The organism is Clostridium sp. CMCC3677 (assembly GCF_023845585.1).
In the GTDB taxonomy this organism is placed as follows: domain Bacteria; phylum Bacillota; class Clostridia; order Clostridiales; family Clostridiaceae; genus Clostridium; species Clostridium aquiflavi.
The window spans coordinates 12,941-28,991 of the sequence record NZ_JAMQHS010000011.1 but is presented as its reverse complement, the minus strand read 5'-3'; the positions used below and the strand labels follow the sequence as shown (position 1 = coordinate 28,991).

Sequence of the window (16,051 nt, the reverse complement as noted above, 5' to 3'; positions counted from 1 at the left end):
AAGTAAGATGCAATAAAAGTATTAAGTTATTTTATTGCACCTTATTTTTATATAATAAATACGGTTTTTATAGATAAAATATATTTAAGGAGGACGTGAATTAATGAAAAAAAGGGTACTTGTGTGCTTTTTAATAATAATAGTTATTTTGTTAGCAGGATTTTTTGTTAATAAGAAAAATTCAAAAGTCACAGAAGAAGAATTTAGTTATAAATTAGAATATGTTAAATCACTTAATGATATAGACAAGTCATTACCAACAGTTATATTTTTTAAAGGATTAATAAATAAAGAAGAAAGCTTAGAGTCTGAGATAATGTTAAAGGATTTGAAGGATGAGATTAATTTTAACTTAGTCCATATAAGCTTAGATTATGTAACTAATGAAGAACAACAAAATCTTATAGATAAATATAATATTACTGAAGTTCCTACTATAGTCGTACAAGATAAGCATCAAATTGACATAGAAACTTATAATCATATTACATACGAAAAACTTAAAGAATTAGTTAAAGGTTTAATTTAAAAGTTTACATTTGGTTTAAATCAACGTAATTAGCGTGAAATATTGAATTGTAAAATTTTTTACTAAATGTTAGAATGATTAGTATTGTAATTATAAGAATTATACGAAAAGAGGAGGAATTTTATTGAACGATCAAAAGAGATTAGGAGAAATCGGAATAGGAAAATTATTATTAGAATTTTCAATACCAGCTATTGTTGGAATGTTAGTAATTACTTTATATAATATAATTGATAGAATTTATATAGGCAATATTCCTGAAATAGGGAATTTAGCGATAACTGGAGTTGGGATAACATTGCCTATTATGACAATTGTTATGGCATTTGGTATGCTAGTTGGAATAGGGACAGCTACAAGAATATCAATTAAATTAGGTGAACATGATAAAGAGAGTGCAGAACATCATTTAGGAAATGCATTTACATTAATAATAATAATAAGTATATTATTAACTGTAGTAGGATTAATTTTTATGCGTCCACTTTTAATTATGTTTGGAGCAAGTGTAAACACTATAGGTTATGCAGTTGATTATATTAGAATAATATTTATTGGAACTATATTTAATATGATTGGTTTTGGTTTAAATCACTCTATAAGAAGTGATGGAAGTCCTAAAGTTGCCATGCTTTCAATGCTAATAGGAGCAATTATAAATATAATATTAGATCCAATATTTATATTTGTACTAGATCTTGGAGTAGCAGGCGGAGCAATTGCCACTGTAATTTCTCAAATAGTATCAGCTATATGGATTTTATACTACTTTACTAAAGGTAAGGGTATACTTAAAATAAGAAGAAAATATCTAAAATTAAATAAAAAAGTTGTTGTTAGCATATTTTTAATTGGTATGAGTCCATTTAGTATGCAAGTTGCTCAATGTGCAGTACAAGTAATTTCAAATAATTCTCTTCAAATGTATGGAGGAGATGCTGCAATTGGAGCTATGACAATAATAAATAGTTTAGTTATGATATTTTTAATGCCTATTTTTGGATTGAATCAAGGTATGCAACCAATTGTAGGTTATAATTTTGGAGCTAAAAAATATGATAGAACTAAAAAGACATTAAAATATACAGCAATAGTAGCTACTGTAATAGTAACAATAGGATTTATAGTTGTAGAAACAATACCTGAATTATTAATTTCAATATTTAATAGAGATCCAGAGCTTTTAAGAATTGGTACATCAGGAATGAGAATCTTCTTGGTTATGCTACCATTAATAGGAGCTCAAATAGTAACAACAAATTATTTCCAATCAATAGGTAAAGTCAAAGTTTCAATGTTTTTAAGTTTATTAAGACAAGTTATAATCTTAATACCATTTTTAATAATAATTCCAAAATTCATTGGATTAACAGGAGTATGGGTTGCTGGAGCAGCTTCTGATTTGATTTCATCATTAATAACATTAATAGTATTCTTAAGATATAATAATAATTTAAAAAAAGATTCAATTAAGAAGAGCAGTACTCAAGTATTAGAAGCTTAAGTTTTATATAAAATAATCCCACATCTTAAAAAATTAAGATGTGGGATTTTATTTTTATAATATTCCTTCGTTTTTTAAAAGGTTTTCTAAATTTTGAACTGTTTCAGACAACAATATAAACTTTTCTTTTATTTGTTCTTTTGAATCAGCATTTTCACTAAGAGATTTTTCCATATCTTGTACAGTCTTTAGTGCATTTTCTATATCTTGTTGTGCTATTTTTAAGTTTTCTTCCTTCATAAAGTTTCTCCTTTAAGTCAATTTATATTGAATACATATATCCTATCACTACTAAAAAATAAGTGCAAGGCATATATATGTAAAGAATAATTACATTTTGGAGGAGAATATGATTAATTATATTTGGTTTGCTATGATTTTTTTTGGAATTTTAGTTGGCTTAATAAGTGGTAATGGAGATATAATTTCTAAATCAATAGTTAATGCATCAGGGTCAACAGTCACTTTTATAATTGAGCTTACTGGAATAATGTGTTTTTGGTGTGGCGTTATGAAGGTGGCAGAAAAAAGTGGTTTGACAGAAAAAATATCCAGAGTATTGAAGCCCTTTTTAAAACTTATTTTTAAAGATGCAGCCAAGGATGAAAAAGCTTTAGGTGCTATAGTTATGAATCTTACAGCAAATATGATGGGACTTTCTAATGCAGCAACACCTTTTGGAATTAAAGCTATGGAAGAAATGGATAGGTTAAATGGTAAGAAGGAGAGGGCATCTAATGACATGGTGCTTTTTTTAGTTTTAAATGCAGCATGTATTCAAATAATACCTTCAACAATTATATCTATAAGAGCAGCTTGCAATTCTGTTAATCCGGGAGTTATTATAATTCCTGCTTTAATATCTACAGCTACAGCAGCGACAGTAGGAATAATATGTGCAAAGATATTACAGAAATATTTTTAAGGGAGCTGATGATATATGCTTAATTATTTGAGTAAAAGTATAATTCCTATAATTTTTTTATTAATTATAAGTTATGGGATGATAGAGGGGCGTAAGGTTTATGAATGGTTTATAGAGGGTGCTAAAGAAGGCTTAAATGTATGCCTAAGAATATTTCCAGCTTTATTAGCTATGATTATAGCAGTGCAAATTTTTAAAGAATCTAATTTATTAGATGTTTTAAATAATTTAATTGCACCAATAGGAAATTTAATAGGATTACCTAAAGAAATAATACCATTAATAATTATAAAGCCACTTTCAGGCAGTGGAGCTATAGGAGTGTTTACAGATATCATAAAAAGTTTTGGAGCTGACACTAAAATAGGATTAATTTCTTCAGTTGTAATGGGCACAACAGAAACTATTTTTTATACCATTACAGTTTACTTTGGCGCTGTAAAAGTAAAGAAAATAAGACATACATTATGGGCAGCTATTTTTGCTGATTTAACAGCTATAATAATGGCAGTTTTAATGGTTAATTTATTCCTAATTAAATAAAATTTATAAATTAAACATATAATAAGATTTAATTAATATTAATTCCCATTCATAACTTAATTTAATAGTATATATTAAACATATATTTTAGGAGATGATTTTGTTGATTAAAGAAGCAAGAAATTTGTTTGTCGCTATGGTTGGAGCAACAACTATGACTTATGAAAAAGCTAATGAAGTTATAAATACATTAGTTGAAAAAGGCAAAGTAACAATAGAAGAAGGCAAAGAACTTTCAGAAGAATTAAAAAGGGAGATAAAAGAAAAAAAAGATAATGTAAAATCTAAGGCTAATGAAAAAATTAATGAAATTAAACCATTAACTAAAGATGATATTTATGACATACTTCAAGAATTTGATTTTATTACGAAAGAAGAATTTAATGAACTAAAAGATAGAATCAGCAATATAGAAGAAAAATTAAAAGATAAATAAAGGTTCTATTTTAAATAAGAAATTATTCTTCTAAGGAGGAGAGAATCTGTGGCTAATCAATCTTCAGAGAGATTTAAAAAAATAATAAAGGTTTTTGCAAGTTATGGTTTTGGATATATATTTGACAGCAAACAAGTTGAATATAAGAAATCTCCTACGAATTTAAGAAATGCATTTGAGGAACTTGGACCAACATTCATTAAACTAGGTCAAATAATGAGTACAAGACCAGATATACTTCCTAAGGAGTATATAGATGAATTAGTAAAATTACAAGATTCTGCTCCACAAGAAGATTTTGAGGTAATGAAATCTGTTCTAGAAAGCTCATTAAATATCTCCTTAGAAGAATATTTTGAAAATATTAATGTGATTCCAATAGCATCTGCATCTATAGCTCAAGTTTATGATGGTGTATTAAAAGATGGAAGAAAGGTAGTTATAAAAATACAAAGACCAGACATCTATGAAAAAATACATTTGGATATAGCTATCTTAATGAGAATATTTAAATTTACTAAAACAAAAATTACTTTACCCATTGATCCTATAGAGGCTTTGAGAGAATTGAAAATGACTGCAGAAGAAGAATTAAATTTTATTTTAGAAGGAAAAAATATTGAAAAATTTAGGCTTAACAATAAAAATATTGTACCTATTTATGCACCTTATATAGTAAAGGAATTATTAAGCAGCAAAGTACTAGTATTAGAAAAAATAGAGGGATTTAAAATAAATGATTTACAAAGAATTAAAGATGAAGGATATGATAATAAAGATATTGCAAAAAAATTAGCATTATCTTATTGTAAGCAAGTATTTAAAGATGGCTTTTTTCATGGAGACCCTCATCCGGGAAATTTATTAATAAATTGCGGTAAAATTTGTTTTATTGACTTTGGCATTGTAGGGCAATTGAATGATAGTACGAAGAAAACTTTAAATTCAATGATGTTAGCTATAGCAACTAGAGATAAGGAAAAACTTATAGAATATATATTAGCGGTTTCAATAAAAAAGGGAAAAGTAAATAAAATGCATTTATATGATGGAGTATCATATATGTTTGATACATATCTAACTACATCAATAAAGAATATAAAAATATCTGTATTATTACAGGAGATATTTTATTTAACAAAGGAAAGCAATTTACAGTTGCCAAGAGAATTAGTATCACTAATAAGAGGAGTAGTAATATTAGAAGGGGTTATAGCTGAAATAGATCCTGAGCTAGAAATTATAGATGTTATAATATCTTTTATAAAAGCAAAAAACAAGGATATAATATTTGACATTCTTACAAGTGAAGAACTAATAGTATCACTATATTCATTTGGAAGGGATGGTATTAGGATACCCTCTAAAGTATCAGAGTTATTAACTAAAATGTCTTTAGGAGAAGCTAAATTACAACTCATAGTACAAGATAAAAATTATATATTTCAGGAGCTAAATAAAATGGTAAATAGGATGATAACAGGATTATTGATAGCGTCATTAATTATAGGTTCATCTCTAGTAATAACTAAAAATGTAGGACCTAAGTATAATGGAGTATCATTAATTGGTGTTGTTGGCTATAGCATTTCAACTATTTTTGCATTAATACTTTTAATAAATATGATAAAATATTGGCGTTTTAATATGAAACAATAATATTTATAATAAAGAATATATTTAAATTGTGATATAATTAATAAGATATCAAGAATAGTTGGTATCTTATTTTTATTTTATAAATATGGGTTAAATTATTTAGAGAAAGGTAATGAATTATATGAGAACTTTTGAAAAAATACAAAAATTAAGAGAAATAATGAAAAATGAAAATATAGATTACTATGTAGTTCCTAGTGGTGATTTTCACCAAAGCGAATACGTAGCTGAACATTTTAAATCAAGAGCATACATAACAGGATTTACTGGCTCAGCAGGAACAGCTTTAATAGGAAGAGAAAAAGGAATTCTTTGGACGGATGGTAGATATTTTATTCAAGCTGAGCAACAATTAAAAGATTCAGGAATTGAATTATATAAAATGAGAATACCAGGATGGCCAACATTAAATGAATGGTTAATGGAGAATATGAAATCAGGAGAAACCTTGAGTTTTGATGGAAGACTATTTTCTATAAATGAATATAAAGAATTTAAGAAAATAAAAGATAAAAAAGATATAAATATAGTGATGGACAAAGACTTGATTCAAGAAATATGGACTGATAAACCACAACTACCTAAAGAAAAAGCTTTTTTACATGATGTAAAATATTGTGGTAAATCAGCAAAAGAAAAGATTCAAGAAGTTAGAGCTGAAATGAAAAGAATTGGTGGAGATTCATATATTATATCTTCATTAGATGACATTGCTTGGCTTTACAATATAAGAGGAAATGATGTAAAAGATACTCCAGTTGCATTAGCTTATGCAATAGTGAGTGAAGAAAAAGCTACATTATATATAGATAAAAATAAACTATCAAATGAAGATGAAATAAAGTTAAACAATGAAGGTATTAAGGTAGAAGAATATAATAAAATATTTGAAAATGCTAAAGAAATAAAAGATAGCGTTATAGTAGATTCTAATAAAGTAAGTGCTTATATATATACATTAATAAATGATGATGTAAAAGTAATAGAAGAAGAAAATATAACAACAAAATTAAAGGCTATAAAAAATAGTGTTGAAATAGAAAATCTTAGAAAATGCCAAATAAAAGATGGTGTAGCTATGGTTAGATTTTTAAAATGGCTTAAAGAAAATGTAGGAAAAGAAAACATAACAGAACTTACTGTATCGGAGAAGTTATTAGAATTAAGAAGCAAAGGTGATCTTTTTGTAGAAGAAAGTTTTGGAACTATTGCAGGATATAAAGAACATGCAGCTATGATGCATTATTCAGCTACAAAGGAAAGTGCTTATGAATTAAAACCAGAAGGAATACTTTTGGTTGATTCTGGTGGACAATATTTAGATGGAACTACAGATATAACTAGAAGCTTTATTTTAGGAAAACTAACAGATGAAGAAAAAAAAGATTTTACTTTAGTTTTAAAATCTCATATAAATCTTATGAAAGCAAAATTCTTAAAAGGAACAACAGGTTCAAACTTGGATGTATTAGCAAGAACTATTTTATGGGATGAAGGTATGGATTATAAATGTGGAACAGGACATGGAGTAGGATTTTTCCTAAGTGTTCATGAAGGACCACAATCAATAAGACCAGTCCCTAACACTGTAGTTTTAGAACCCGGAATGATATTAACAAATGAACCAGGAGTATATAAAGAAGGAAAGCATGGAATACGTACTGAAAATGTAATGTTAGTAGCTAATGACATAGAGACCAATGATGGTGGAGAATTTTACAAATTCGAAGTAATGTCATATTGTCCAATAGATTTAGAAGGTATAGATGAATCATTATTAACAGAAGCAGAAAAAAAATGGTTAAATAATTACCATGCAGAAACTTATGCTAAGTTAAGTCATTATTTAAATGATGAAGAAAAGAACTTTCTTAAGAATGCAACTAGAGAAATATAAATTTAAATAGTTAAAAAAGAAACTATTAAGTGAATTTTAACTTAATAGTTTCTTTATATAATTAGATATTATTTCAATTCCAGTAACAATAGGAGTTATAGTATTTTTATTTTCAAAAGAATATATTTAAAGATTACTTATAGATTAGAGGTGTATGCATGAGAATTGTTAGGAAAATAAAAATTGACAATAACAAAAAGTATTTAGATTTTGAAGTAGTAGTATTTATTATAAAAAAAATTTTTGATTTAGAAGAAACATATAATGTTAAAATAATTCTCGATATTAAAGAGAGAGGAGAAATTCCAGCTACAATAATATTAGGTTATATACTTTTAAACATATCAGAAGCGAAGGAATTAACTTTAATAATAGATGGAAGTAATGACTTAGAATTAGTATTTAAAAATATAGAAGTGTTATTAGAAAGTTATATTAATGAAGATAATCTTTTAGAGGATATTAATATATACAATACTTATGGTTTAGTAATTAACAATAAATTAAATGATAATGAGGTTAGTATTTCCAATAAACCTGATAAGGCATTTAATAAATTTATAGGAAAAAGTAATAAAATTTTAGATATATTAAATTTAGCGACTAAATCAGCTAAAAGTTCTGCAACAGTACTTATCAGAGGGGAAAGTGGTACTGGTAAAGAATTGATTGCAGAAGGAATTCATAATGCAAGTAATCGCAAAAAAGGCCCATTTGTACGCGTTAATTGTGCAGCTATACCAGAAAATTTAATAGAAAGTGAATTATTTGGACATGAAAAAGGTTCATTTACTGGTGCTATAAAAAGAAAATTAGGGAAATTTGAATTAGCGAACAATGGAACTATATTTCTTGATGAAATAGGTGAAATGGATAAAAATACTCAAGCTAAAATTTTAAGAGTATTGCAATATAAAGAATTTCAAAGAGTTGGTGGGGAAGAAACTATAAAGGTGGATGTTAGAGTTATAGCAGCAACACACAGAAATTTAGAAGAAATGGTTAAGTCAGGTGAATTTAGAGAAGATTTATATTATAGATTAAATGTTATTCCAGTATTAATTCCTTGCTTAAAGGATAGATCAGAGGATATTCCTATGTTAGTTAATCATTTTATTAATAAATTTCAAAAAACAGGAGAACATAAGCAATTTTCAAAAGATGTAATTAATATATTTATGAATTATTCATGGAATGGTAATGTCAGAGAGTTAGAAAATGTAATAGAAAGAATATTAGCTTTAAATGAAAGTGAAATTATTACTATAAAAGATATACCTTTGTATATAAATGAAGCAACACAAAAAGAAAGTAAAAATAATATTAAAATATTTACTGAGAACGATTTTAGAGGATCTTCTAAAAATGAAATTTTAAATACGATTCAAGAATTAGATGAAGTATTGCCAATGAAAACATATGAAAAGATGATAATAGAAAAAGCATTGAGAAAGTATGGTAGTTTTAATGCAGCAGGTAAAATATTAGGGTTAAATCATAAGACAATAGCAGCAAAGGCTAAGGAATTTGGAATAGAAAAAACAGTTAATTGGAGAAGAAAATAAATTTATATCTGTGAACCATAAATGTATTAAAATTGTAAAGATATTGTAACAATTTCAGAATAAATCTTCTATAAAAGTATTGATAGGTTATAATATTAGCAGTGTATTAGTTAGAAAAAGTTTTAATGATATGAAATAAGTGCGATTAATAGATTTTAAATACAGATTATTGGAATAAATATAAGTGCAAAAAATATAATTTATTGGTAAAAAAGCGCAATATAAACGTTTTCACTTGGGAATTTTGACCAATATTATGAAAAAACACCAATGTATATAATGATGAAATATTGTGTAAAGGTACTGTTTGTCCTAAATGTAACAATTAGAATATTTTGGCATGATTATTGCTACTAATATAAGTGTAAATAAATAATTTATAAAATGGGAGGTATTATTTATGTCAATTTTTATGGCTGAATTAATCGGGTCAATGTTACTTATCCTTCTAGGAGATGGCGTTGTTGCAAACGTTGTTTTAAAGGATTCAAAGGGTACAGGAGCAGGTTGGATAGTTATTACAACTGGTTGGGCACTAGCTGTTGCTATTCCAGCATTAATGTTTGGAGGATACAGTGGAGCTCACTTTAATCCAGCATTAACAGTAGCACTTGCTGCAATCGGAACTATTCCATGGTCAGTGGTTCCAGAATATTTTGCAGGTGAATTCTTAGGAGCTTTCCTAGGAGCTATATTAGTATTTATTATGTACTATGATCAATTTAAAGCAACTGATGACAAAGATGGCAAATTAGCAGTATTTTGTACAGCTCCAGTAATAAGAAATACTGGAATAAACTTCATGGGTGAGCTTATTGGAACATTCATGTTAGTATTTGGTATATTAGGATTAGGCGCTGTTCAAATGGCACCAGGACTTAACACATTATGTGTTGGTGGATTAATCTTTGTAATAGGTTTAAGTTTAGGTGGTCCTACAGGATATGCAATTAACCCTTGTAGAGATTTATCACCAAGAATAGCACATGCTATTTTACCTATACCAGACAAAAGAGATTCAGACTGGGGATATTCTTGGATTCCAGTAGTAGCTCCAATAGTTGGTGGTTTAATCGGTGCTTTCTTATGGCAAGCAATTGTTTAATTAAATAGCTATTATTATAAAGTTAAAATAAAATCAAAGGTCTTGCTGGATAAATTCTAGCAAGGCCTAAAATTATATATTTAGGAGGCGTTTAATAATGAAGAAGTTAATAAATAATCCAGATAATGTTTTATCAGATATGTTAGAAGGTATTGTGGCAGCACATCCAGAGTATTTAAAAAAATTGGATAATGCTAATGTATTAGTAAGAAGTGAAAAAACAGAAAATAAAGTCGCAATAGTTAGTGGTGGCGGTAGTGGACATGAGCCAGCACATGGAGGATATGTTGGCTTCGGAATGTTAGATGGCGCAGTTTGTGGAGAAGTATTTACATCACCTACTCCTGATCAAGTGTATGAAGCAATTAAAGCAACTGACAATGGAAATGGAGTTCTTCTTGTTATAAAAAATTATACTGGAGATGTTATGAACTTTGAAATGGCAAAGGAAATGGCTGAAATGGAAGGTATAAAGGTAGAACAAGTTATAGTTAATGATGATGTAGCAGTTGAAAATAGTTTATATACAGCTGGAAGAAGAGGTATTGCAGGAACAGTATTTGTTCATAAATTATCTGGAGCTAAGGCTGAAGCTGGTGGAAATTTAGAAGAAGTAAAAAGTGTTGCTGAAAAGGTAATTGAAAACGTTAGAAGTATGGGAATGTCTTTATCATCTTGTATAGTACCAGCAGCAGGTAAAGCTAACTTCACTTTAGGAGAAGATGAAATAGAAATTGGTATGGGTATTCATGGAGAACCAGGAACTCATAGAGAAAAAATATCAACTGCAGATCAGGTTGCAGAACATTTATTAGGTAAAATTCTAGAAGATATAGAAATTTCAAGTGGTGATGAAGTAGCTGTTATGATAAATGGATTAGGATCAACACCTTATATGGAATTATATATTGTAAATAAAAAAATAAATCAATTATTGAAAGATAAAGGAATAAGTATTCATAAAACTTTTGTTGGAGAATTTATGACTTCACTAGAAATGGCAGGATGTTCTGTTTCAGTACTAAAACTTGATAGTGAACTTAAAGAATTACTTGATGCAAAAGCTGATACTCCAGGATTTAAGGTTATTTAGTATCATCATATTAGAGGAGGGTTAATTATGGTAACAGTAAAGGAAGTAAAAGACATTCTAATAAAAGTAGAAAAAGTTATAGAAGAAAATAAATTATATTTAAGTGAATTAGATGCAGCAATAGGCGATGGTGATCATGGTCTAAATATGAACAAAGGTTTTAAAGCTGTTATTGAAAAAATAAAAGATTTACCTGAAGATGATTTGGGAAATATATTTAAAAACTCTGGTATGGCTTTAGTGTCTAATGTAGGAGGAGCTTCGGGTCCGTTATATGGAACTGCTTTTATGAAAGCTGCTATGGTAGTCAATAAAAAAAGTGAAATGGACATAAATGATTTTATCAAAGTTTTAGAAGAGGCTTTAGGTGGAATAAAGATGAGAGGTAAAGGTCAAGAAGGGGAAAAAACAATGATTGATACTTTATCACCATCAATTGAAGCAGCTAAAAAGTCTATTGGAGAAAATAAATCTGTTAAAGAAGTATTACTTGAAATTAAAGAGGCAGCTAAAAATGGTATGGAACATACTAAAGATATAGTTGCAACTAAAGGTAGAGCGAGTTATGTAGGAGAAAGAAGTATAGGACATATCGATGCAGGAGCTACTTCAATGTATTTAATCTTAAATACTATAGTAGAAGAATTAACTAAAGAGGAGAATTAATTATGGTTGGTATAGTAATTGTTTCACATAGTAATTTTATAGCAAAAGGTGTTAGAGAAGTTGCACTTCAAATGGCGCCAGAAGTTTCAATTGTAGATGCAGGTGGAACTAGTGATGGACGAATAGGCACAGATATTTCTAAGATAACTAGTGCAATAGAGTCTGTTTATAGTGATAATGGTGTACTTGTATTATTTGACTTAGGTAGTGCATTTATGAACACGGAAATGGCTATAGAATTTTTAGATGATAACATTAGAGAAAATGTAGAAATTATAGATGCTCCTTTAGTAGAAGGTGCAATTACTGCAGCTGTTGAAGCTAGTATGGATAAATCTTTATCAGAAATTAAAGAAGTACTTAAACCTATGTCTTTGAATAAGATTTCTTAATATATAAAGTAGCTGTATTGTATTAAGTTAAAAACTTAATATAATGCAGCTTTTTATTTGACAGGAAAATATATTTATTCTATTATAATAAGTATATAAATGCTATGAAGAGAAGAGTAATGAAAAGGAATTTTTAAAGAGAGCTAATGTATGGTGAAAGTTAGCAGAAGAAATTTTCATGAAGATGGCCTCGGAGCATATTTCCCGAGCAATATTTGTTAAGGAATTTACGGCAGCATCCGTTATAATGCAAGGTGATGATAGTCACCTATTGAGTTATTTATTGTGAAATAAATAAAAAGTAGAGTGGTAACACGTATATACGTCTCTATATAGGTTTAATATACCTATATAGAGACTTTTTTGATTTATAACAATTGTCTATTATAAGCTGCTAATTGTATTGTACATTAAAGCATGGTTCAGCTACTTTATTAAAATATCAACACTATATTAAAAATGCTAAAAACAATACCTAGAGTATTGTTTAAAATAAGGAGGATTATTTAAAATGTGCAAAGATTGTAAAAAACCATATTATATAACTACACCAATTTATTACCCATCAACGAAGCTACATATAGGAAATACTTATACTACAGTAGCTGCTGATGCGTTAGCAAGATTTAAAAGATTAACAGGATATGATGTAATGTTCTTAACAGGTACTGATGAGCATGGTCAAAAAATCCAAAGAATAGCAGAAGAAAAAGGAATTACTCCAATAGAACATGTAGATGAGATTGTAGCAGGTATTAAAGATCTTTGGAGCATGATGAATGTAAGCTATGATAAATTTATTAGAACTACAGATGATTATCATGTAAAAGCAGTTCAAGATATATTTAAAAAATTACATGATCAAGGGGATATTTATAAGAGTTCTTATGAAGGTTGGTATTGTACTCCATGTGAATCATTCTGGACAGATACTCAATTAGTAAATGGAAATTGTCCTGATTGTGGCAGACCAGTTGAAAAATCAAAAGAAGAAGCTTACTTCTTTAAGATGAGCAAATATGCTGATAGATTAATTAAGTATATAGAAGAAAATCCAAACTTCATTCAACCAGAATCAAGAAAAAATGAAATGTTAAACAATTTCTTAAGACCAGGTCTTCAAGACTTATGTGTTTCAAGAACTAGCTTTGATTGGGGTGTTCCAGTAACATTTGATGAAAACCATGTTGTTTATGTATGGATAGATGCATTATCAAACTATATTACTGCACTTGGATATGGTCAAGATAATAAAGAATTATATGATAAATTCTGGCCAGCAGATGTACATTTAATAGGAAAAGATATATTAAGATTCCATACAATATATTGGCCAATAATGTTAATGGCATTAGATTTACCACTTCCAAAACAAGTATTTGGTCATGGATGGTTACTTGTTGATGGTGGAAAGATGTCAAAATCTAAAGGTAATGTTGTAGATCCAGTTGTATTAGTTAACGAATTTGGAGTAGATCCAGTAAGATATTACTTATTAAGAGAAATTCCATTTGGCGCAGATGGTCTATTTAACAATGAAATATTCATAAAAAAGATAAATTCAGATCTTTGTAACGATTTAGGTAACCTTTTATCAAGAAGTGTCGCAATGATTGAAAAATACTTCGGAGGAGAAATTCAACCACAAGCTGAAAGTGGAGAATTTGATGAAGAATTAATAAACTTAGCATTAGCTGCTCCAAACAAAGTTCAAGAAGCTATTGATGAATTAAACATTCCTTTAGCACTAGAGCATATATTTGAATTAATAGGCAGAGCTAATAAGTATATAGATGAAACAACTCCTTGGATTTTAGCTAAAGATGAAAGTAAGAAGTCTAGATTAGGAACAGTACTTTACAACTTAATTGAAAGTTTAAGATTTGCTTCAGTAATGATTTCATCATTCTTACCAGATACAGCTAAGAAGATTAATGAACAAATTAATACTTCTGAAATATCATGGGAATCTTTAAAGTCATTTGATGGAATAAAAGCTGGAACTAAGGTAGTTAAAGGCGAAAACTTATTCCCAAGAATAGATGTAGAAAAGAAACTTGAAGAGTTAGAAGCATTAAAGGCAGCACAAGCACCAGCTAAAAGAGAAATAACTCCTATAAAAGAAGAAATCACAATTGATGATTTTGAAAAAGTGGATTTAAGAGTTGTTAAGGTATTAGCATGTGAACCAATAAAGGGTGCTAAAAAACTTTTAAAATTAAAGGTTGATTTAGGTGGCGAAGAAAGACAAGTGGTGTCAGGAATTGCTAAATACTACAAACCAGAAGAATTAATAGGTAAAAATGTAGTTTTAGTTGCAAATTTAAAACCTGTAAAACTTAGAGGAGAATTGTCGCAAGGTATGATTTTATGTGCAGCACCTGATGATGATAGTGAATTAAAGATTGTAGATCCAGGTGAAATTTTAAGCGGAAGTATAGTTAGATAAATATAAAATAAAAGGAACACCTCATTTAGGGGGTGAGGTGTTCCGTAACCATTAATATATAATGGTTAAAAGGGGTAAATAATAATGCTTTAACTACTTTACAATTTAAATATACTATTTGAATATGTCAAATCTGTGACAATTTAAAATTAATTTAAAATTTAACATTGAATATTTGAAAGTAAATTAAGGAAGAGATATATTCAATATTTGAAAGGATATGCTGTTATGGAAAAAATATTTAAAATAATAGATAGTCATGCTCACTATGATGATGAATCTTTTGAAAATGATCGTAAAGAAGTATTAGAGGAAATTCAAAAAAATGGTGTGGTTAGAGTCTTAAATTGTGCAGCATCTTATAATAGCTTAAAAACTACTTATGAATTGACTAAGGAGTATGATTTTATATATGGAGCATTAGGAATACATCCTGAAAATGCCAATGAATTTAAAGATAATACGTTAGATGAAATTAAAGAATATATAAAATCTAATGACAAAATAGTAGCTATAGGAGAAATTGGATTAGATTATTATTGGGATGAAAACCCATCAAAAGAAATTCAAAAGGAAGTATTTAGAAAGCAAATGAATTTAGCTAAAGAACTTAATTTGCCAGTAATAATTCATGACAGAGATGCGCATCAAGATACATTAGAAATAATAAAAGAATTTCCAGATGTAACAGGTGTTGTACATTGCTTTTCTGGAAGTGTTGAATTTGCAAAGGAATGTATTAAGTTAGGGTATTATATAGGATTTACAGGTGTTGTAACATTTAAAAATGCAAAAAAAGTTGTTGAGGTTGCAAAGGAAATACCGTTAAATAAAATGTTGGTAGAAACTGATTGTCCGTATATGGCGCCGGAGCCTAATAGAGGAAAAAGAAACAAATCAGACTATATAGAATATATAATAAAAAAAATAGCTCATATAAGAGAAATCGATCCATATGAATTGAATATGAGATTTAATGAGAATTTTTATAGCTTGATTAAAAAGGAAAAATAAGGTAAAATATTAATTGTAATATTTTAGAAAAATAATTTTGTTTTTCACTTAATTTCTAAAATAATTCATAAACAATTTATAATTTTTTGATTCAATAACATTGATATAAAAAACCCATAAATATCGCTATTATAATTATTATATTTAATTATTTTAAAAAAATTATGCAAAAGTGCATTATTACAGGGGTTTATAAGGTGCAAGAGATTATCAAATTTGACAAGATTAAGTCTTTAGGATATAATTCAGTATACGCTCTTGCCAAAGGAGGGAA

Annotated in this window: 15 protein-coding genes and 1 other annotated feature; of the genes, 14 read left to right on the top strand and 1 reads right to left on the bottom strand. The window is 28.0% G+C overall.

Translation table 11 applies throughout. The features are described 5' to 3' along the window. The first annotated feature begins 103 nt into the window (after positions 1 to 103). Both NG901_RS13835 and NG901_RS13830 read left to right on the top strand, forming a co-directional pair. Positions 104 to 529, top strand: coding sequence for a viral A-type inclusion protein (locus tag NG901_RS13835; RefSeq protein ID WP_252215711.1), 426 nt, complete (start codon positions 104 to 106; stop codon positions 527 to 529). Positions 530 to 653: 124 nt separating this feature from the next. Then, on the top strand, positions 654 to 2,033 hold the full coding sequence (locus NG901_RS13830; RefSeq protein ID WP_252215708.1) for an MATE family efflux transporter: 1,380 nt from the start codon (positions 654 to 656) through the stop codon (positions 2,031 to 2,033). Between the two features lie 54 nt (positions 2,034 to 2,087). Here the strand turns inward: NG901_RS13830 and NG901_RS13825 are convergent, their stop codons facing one another. After that, positions 2,088 to 2,273 carry a hypothetical protein gene (locus tag NG901_RS13825; protein WP_252215706.1) on the bottom strand — a complete coding sequence of 62 codons (186 nt, stop codon included), beginning with the start codon at positions 2,271 to 2,273 and terminating at the stop codon, positions 2,088 to 2,090. A gap of 109 nt (positions 2,274 to 2,382) precedes the next feature. Here NG901_RS13825 and NG901_RS13820 point away from each other — a divergent pair, with 109 nt between their 5' ends. From NG901_RS13820 to NG901_RS13765, 12 genes are all read left to right on the top strand, one after another. Further along, complete coding sequence (locus NG901_RS13820; RefSeq protein ID WP_252215705.1) at positions 2,383 to 2,958, top strand: nucleoside recognition domain-containing protein; 576 nt, start codon at positions 2,383 to 2,385, stop codon at positions 2,956 to 2,958. 15 nt (positions 2,959 to 2,973) lie between these two features. Beyond that, positions 2,974 to 3,501 (top strand): nucleoside recognition domain-containing protein, encoded by a 528-nt coding sequence (locus NG901_RS13815; RefSeq protein WP_252215703.1) that lies wholly within the window; start codon positions 2,974 to 2,976, stop codon positions 3,499 to 3,501. Positions 3,502 to 3,604: 103 nt separating this feature from the next. Then, the gene (locus NG901_RS13810) at positions 3,605 to 3,937 is read left to right on the top strand and encodes a phasin family protein (RefSeq protein ID WP_252215701.1); all 333 of its coding nucleotides are present in this window, start codon (positions 3,605 to 3,607) and stop codon (positions 3,935 to 3,937) included. Positions 3,938 to 3,985: 48 nt separating this feature from the next. After that, on the top strand, positions 3,986 to 5,596 hold the full coding sequence (locus NG901_RS13805; RefSeq protein ID WP_252215700.1) for an ABC1 kinase family protein: 1,611 nt from the start codon (positions 3,986 to 3,988) through the stop codon (positions 5,594 to 5,596). 121 nt (positions 5,597 to 5,717) lie between these two features. Beyond that, entirely contained in the window at positions 5,718 to 7,493 is a 1,776-nt protein-coding gene (locus NG901_RS13800) for an aminopeptidase P family protein (RefSeq protein WP_252215879.1), read from the top strand. Positions 7,494 to 7,651: 158 nt separating this feature from the next. Further along, entirely contained in the window at positions 7,652 to 9,058 is a 1,407-nt protein-coding gene (locus NG901_RS13795) for a sigma-54 interaction domain-containing protein (protein ID WP_252215699.1), read from the top strand. A gap of 400 nt (positions 9,059 to 9,458) precedes the next feature. Next, the gene (locus tag NG901_RS13790; protein WP_252215697.1) at positions 9,459 to 10,163 is read left to right on the top strand and encodes an MIP/aquaporin family protein; all 705 of its coding nucleotides are present in this window, start codon (positions 9,459 to 9,461) and stop codon (positions 10,161 to 10,163) included. A gap of 97 nt (positions 10,164 to 10,260) precedes the next feature. Then, positions 10,261 to 11,256, top strand: coding sequence for a dihydroxyacetone kinase subunit DhaK (gene dhaK, locus NG901_RS13785; protein WP_252215696.1), 996 nt, complete (start codon positions 10,261 to 10,263; stop codon positions 11,254 to 11,256). A gap of 27 nt (positions 11,257 to 11,283) precedes the next feature. Further along, positions 11,284 to 11,922 (top strand): dihydroxyacetone kinase subunit DhaL, encoded by a 639-nt coding sequence (dhaL, locus tag NG901_RS13780; protein WP_252215694.1) that lies wholly within the window; start codon positions 11,284 to 11,286, stop codon positions 11,920 to 11,922. Positions 11,923 to 11,924: 2 nt separating this feature from the next. After that, complete coding sequence (gene dhaM, locus NG901_RS13775) at positions 11,925 to 12,314, top strand: dihydroxyacetone kinase phosphoryl donor subunit DhaM (RefSeq protein WP_252215692.1); 390 nt, start codon at positions 11,925 to 11,927, stop codon at positions 12,312 to 12,314. Positions 12,315 to 12,409: 95 nt separating this feature from the next. After that, positions 12,410 to 12,647, top strand: a binding site (T-box leader). Positions 12,648 to 12,825: 178 nt separating this feature from the next. After that, positions 12,826 to 14,763, top strand: a complete 1,938-nt coding sequence (gene metG / locus NG901_RS13770) for a methionine--tRNA ligase (RefSeq protein WP_252215690.1) — start codon at positions 12,826 to 12,828, stop codon at positions 14,761 to 14,763. Positions 14,764 to 14,991: 228 nt separating this feature from the next. Next, complete coding sequence (locus NG901_RS13765; RefSeq protein WP_252215687.1) at positions 14,992 to 15,777, top strand: TatD family hydrolase; 786 nt, start codon at positions 14,992 to 14,994, stop codon at positions 15,775 to 15,777. Positions 15,778 to 16,051 lie beyond the last annotated feature (274 nt).

Coding starts and splice junctions, on each gene's coding strand:
- NG901_RS13835 (WP_252215711.1), top strand. CDS start 104: ATGAAAAAAAGGGTACTTGTGTGCTTTTTAATAATAATAGTTATTTTG.
- NG901_RS13825 (WP_252215706.1), bottom strand. CDS start 2,273: ATGAAGGAAGAAAACTTAAAAATAGCACAACAAGATATAGAAAATGCA.
- NG901_RS13820 (WP_252215705.1), top strand. CDS start 2,383: ATGATTAATTATATTTGGTTTGCTATGATTTTTTTTGGAATTTTAGTT.
- NG901_RS13815 (WP_252215703.1), top strand. CDS start 2,974: ATGCTTAATTATTTGAGTAAAAGTATAATTCCTATAATTTTTTTATTA.
- NG901_RS13800 (WP_252215879.1), top strand. CDS start 5,718: ATGAGAACTTTTGAAAAAATACAAAAATTAAGAGAAATAATGAAAAAT.
- NG901_RS13795 (WP_252215699.1), top strand. CDS start 7,652: ATGAGAATTGTTAGGAAAATAAAAATTGACAATAACAAAAAGTATTTA.
- NG901_RS13790 (WP_252215697.1), top strand. CDS start 9,459: ATGTCAATTTTTATGGCTGAATTAATCGGGTCAATGTTACTTATCCTT.
- dhaK (WP_252215696.1), top strand. CDS start 10,261: ATGAAGAAGTTAATAAATAATCCAGATAATGTTTTATCAGATATGTTA.
- dhaL (WP_252215694.1), top strand. CDS start 11,284: ATGGTAACAGTAAAGGAAGTAAAAGACATTCTAATAAAAGTAGAAAAA.
- dhaM (WP_252215692.1), top strand. CDS start 11,925: ATGGTTGGTATAGTAATTGTTTCACATAGTAATTTTATAGCAAAAGGT.
- metG (WP_252215690.1), top strand. CDS start 12,826: ATGTGCAAAGATTGTAAAAAACCATATTATATAACTACACCAATTTAT.
- NG901_RS13765 (WP_252215687.1), top strand. CDS start 14,992: ATGGAAAAAATATTTAAAATAATAGATAGTCATGCTCACTATGATGAT.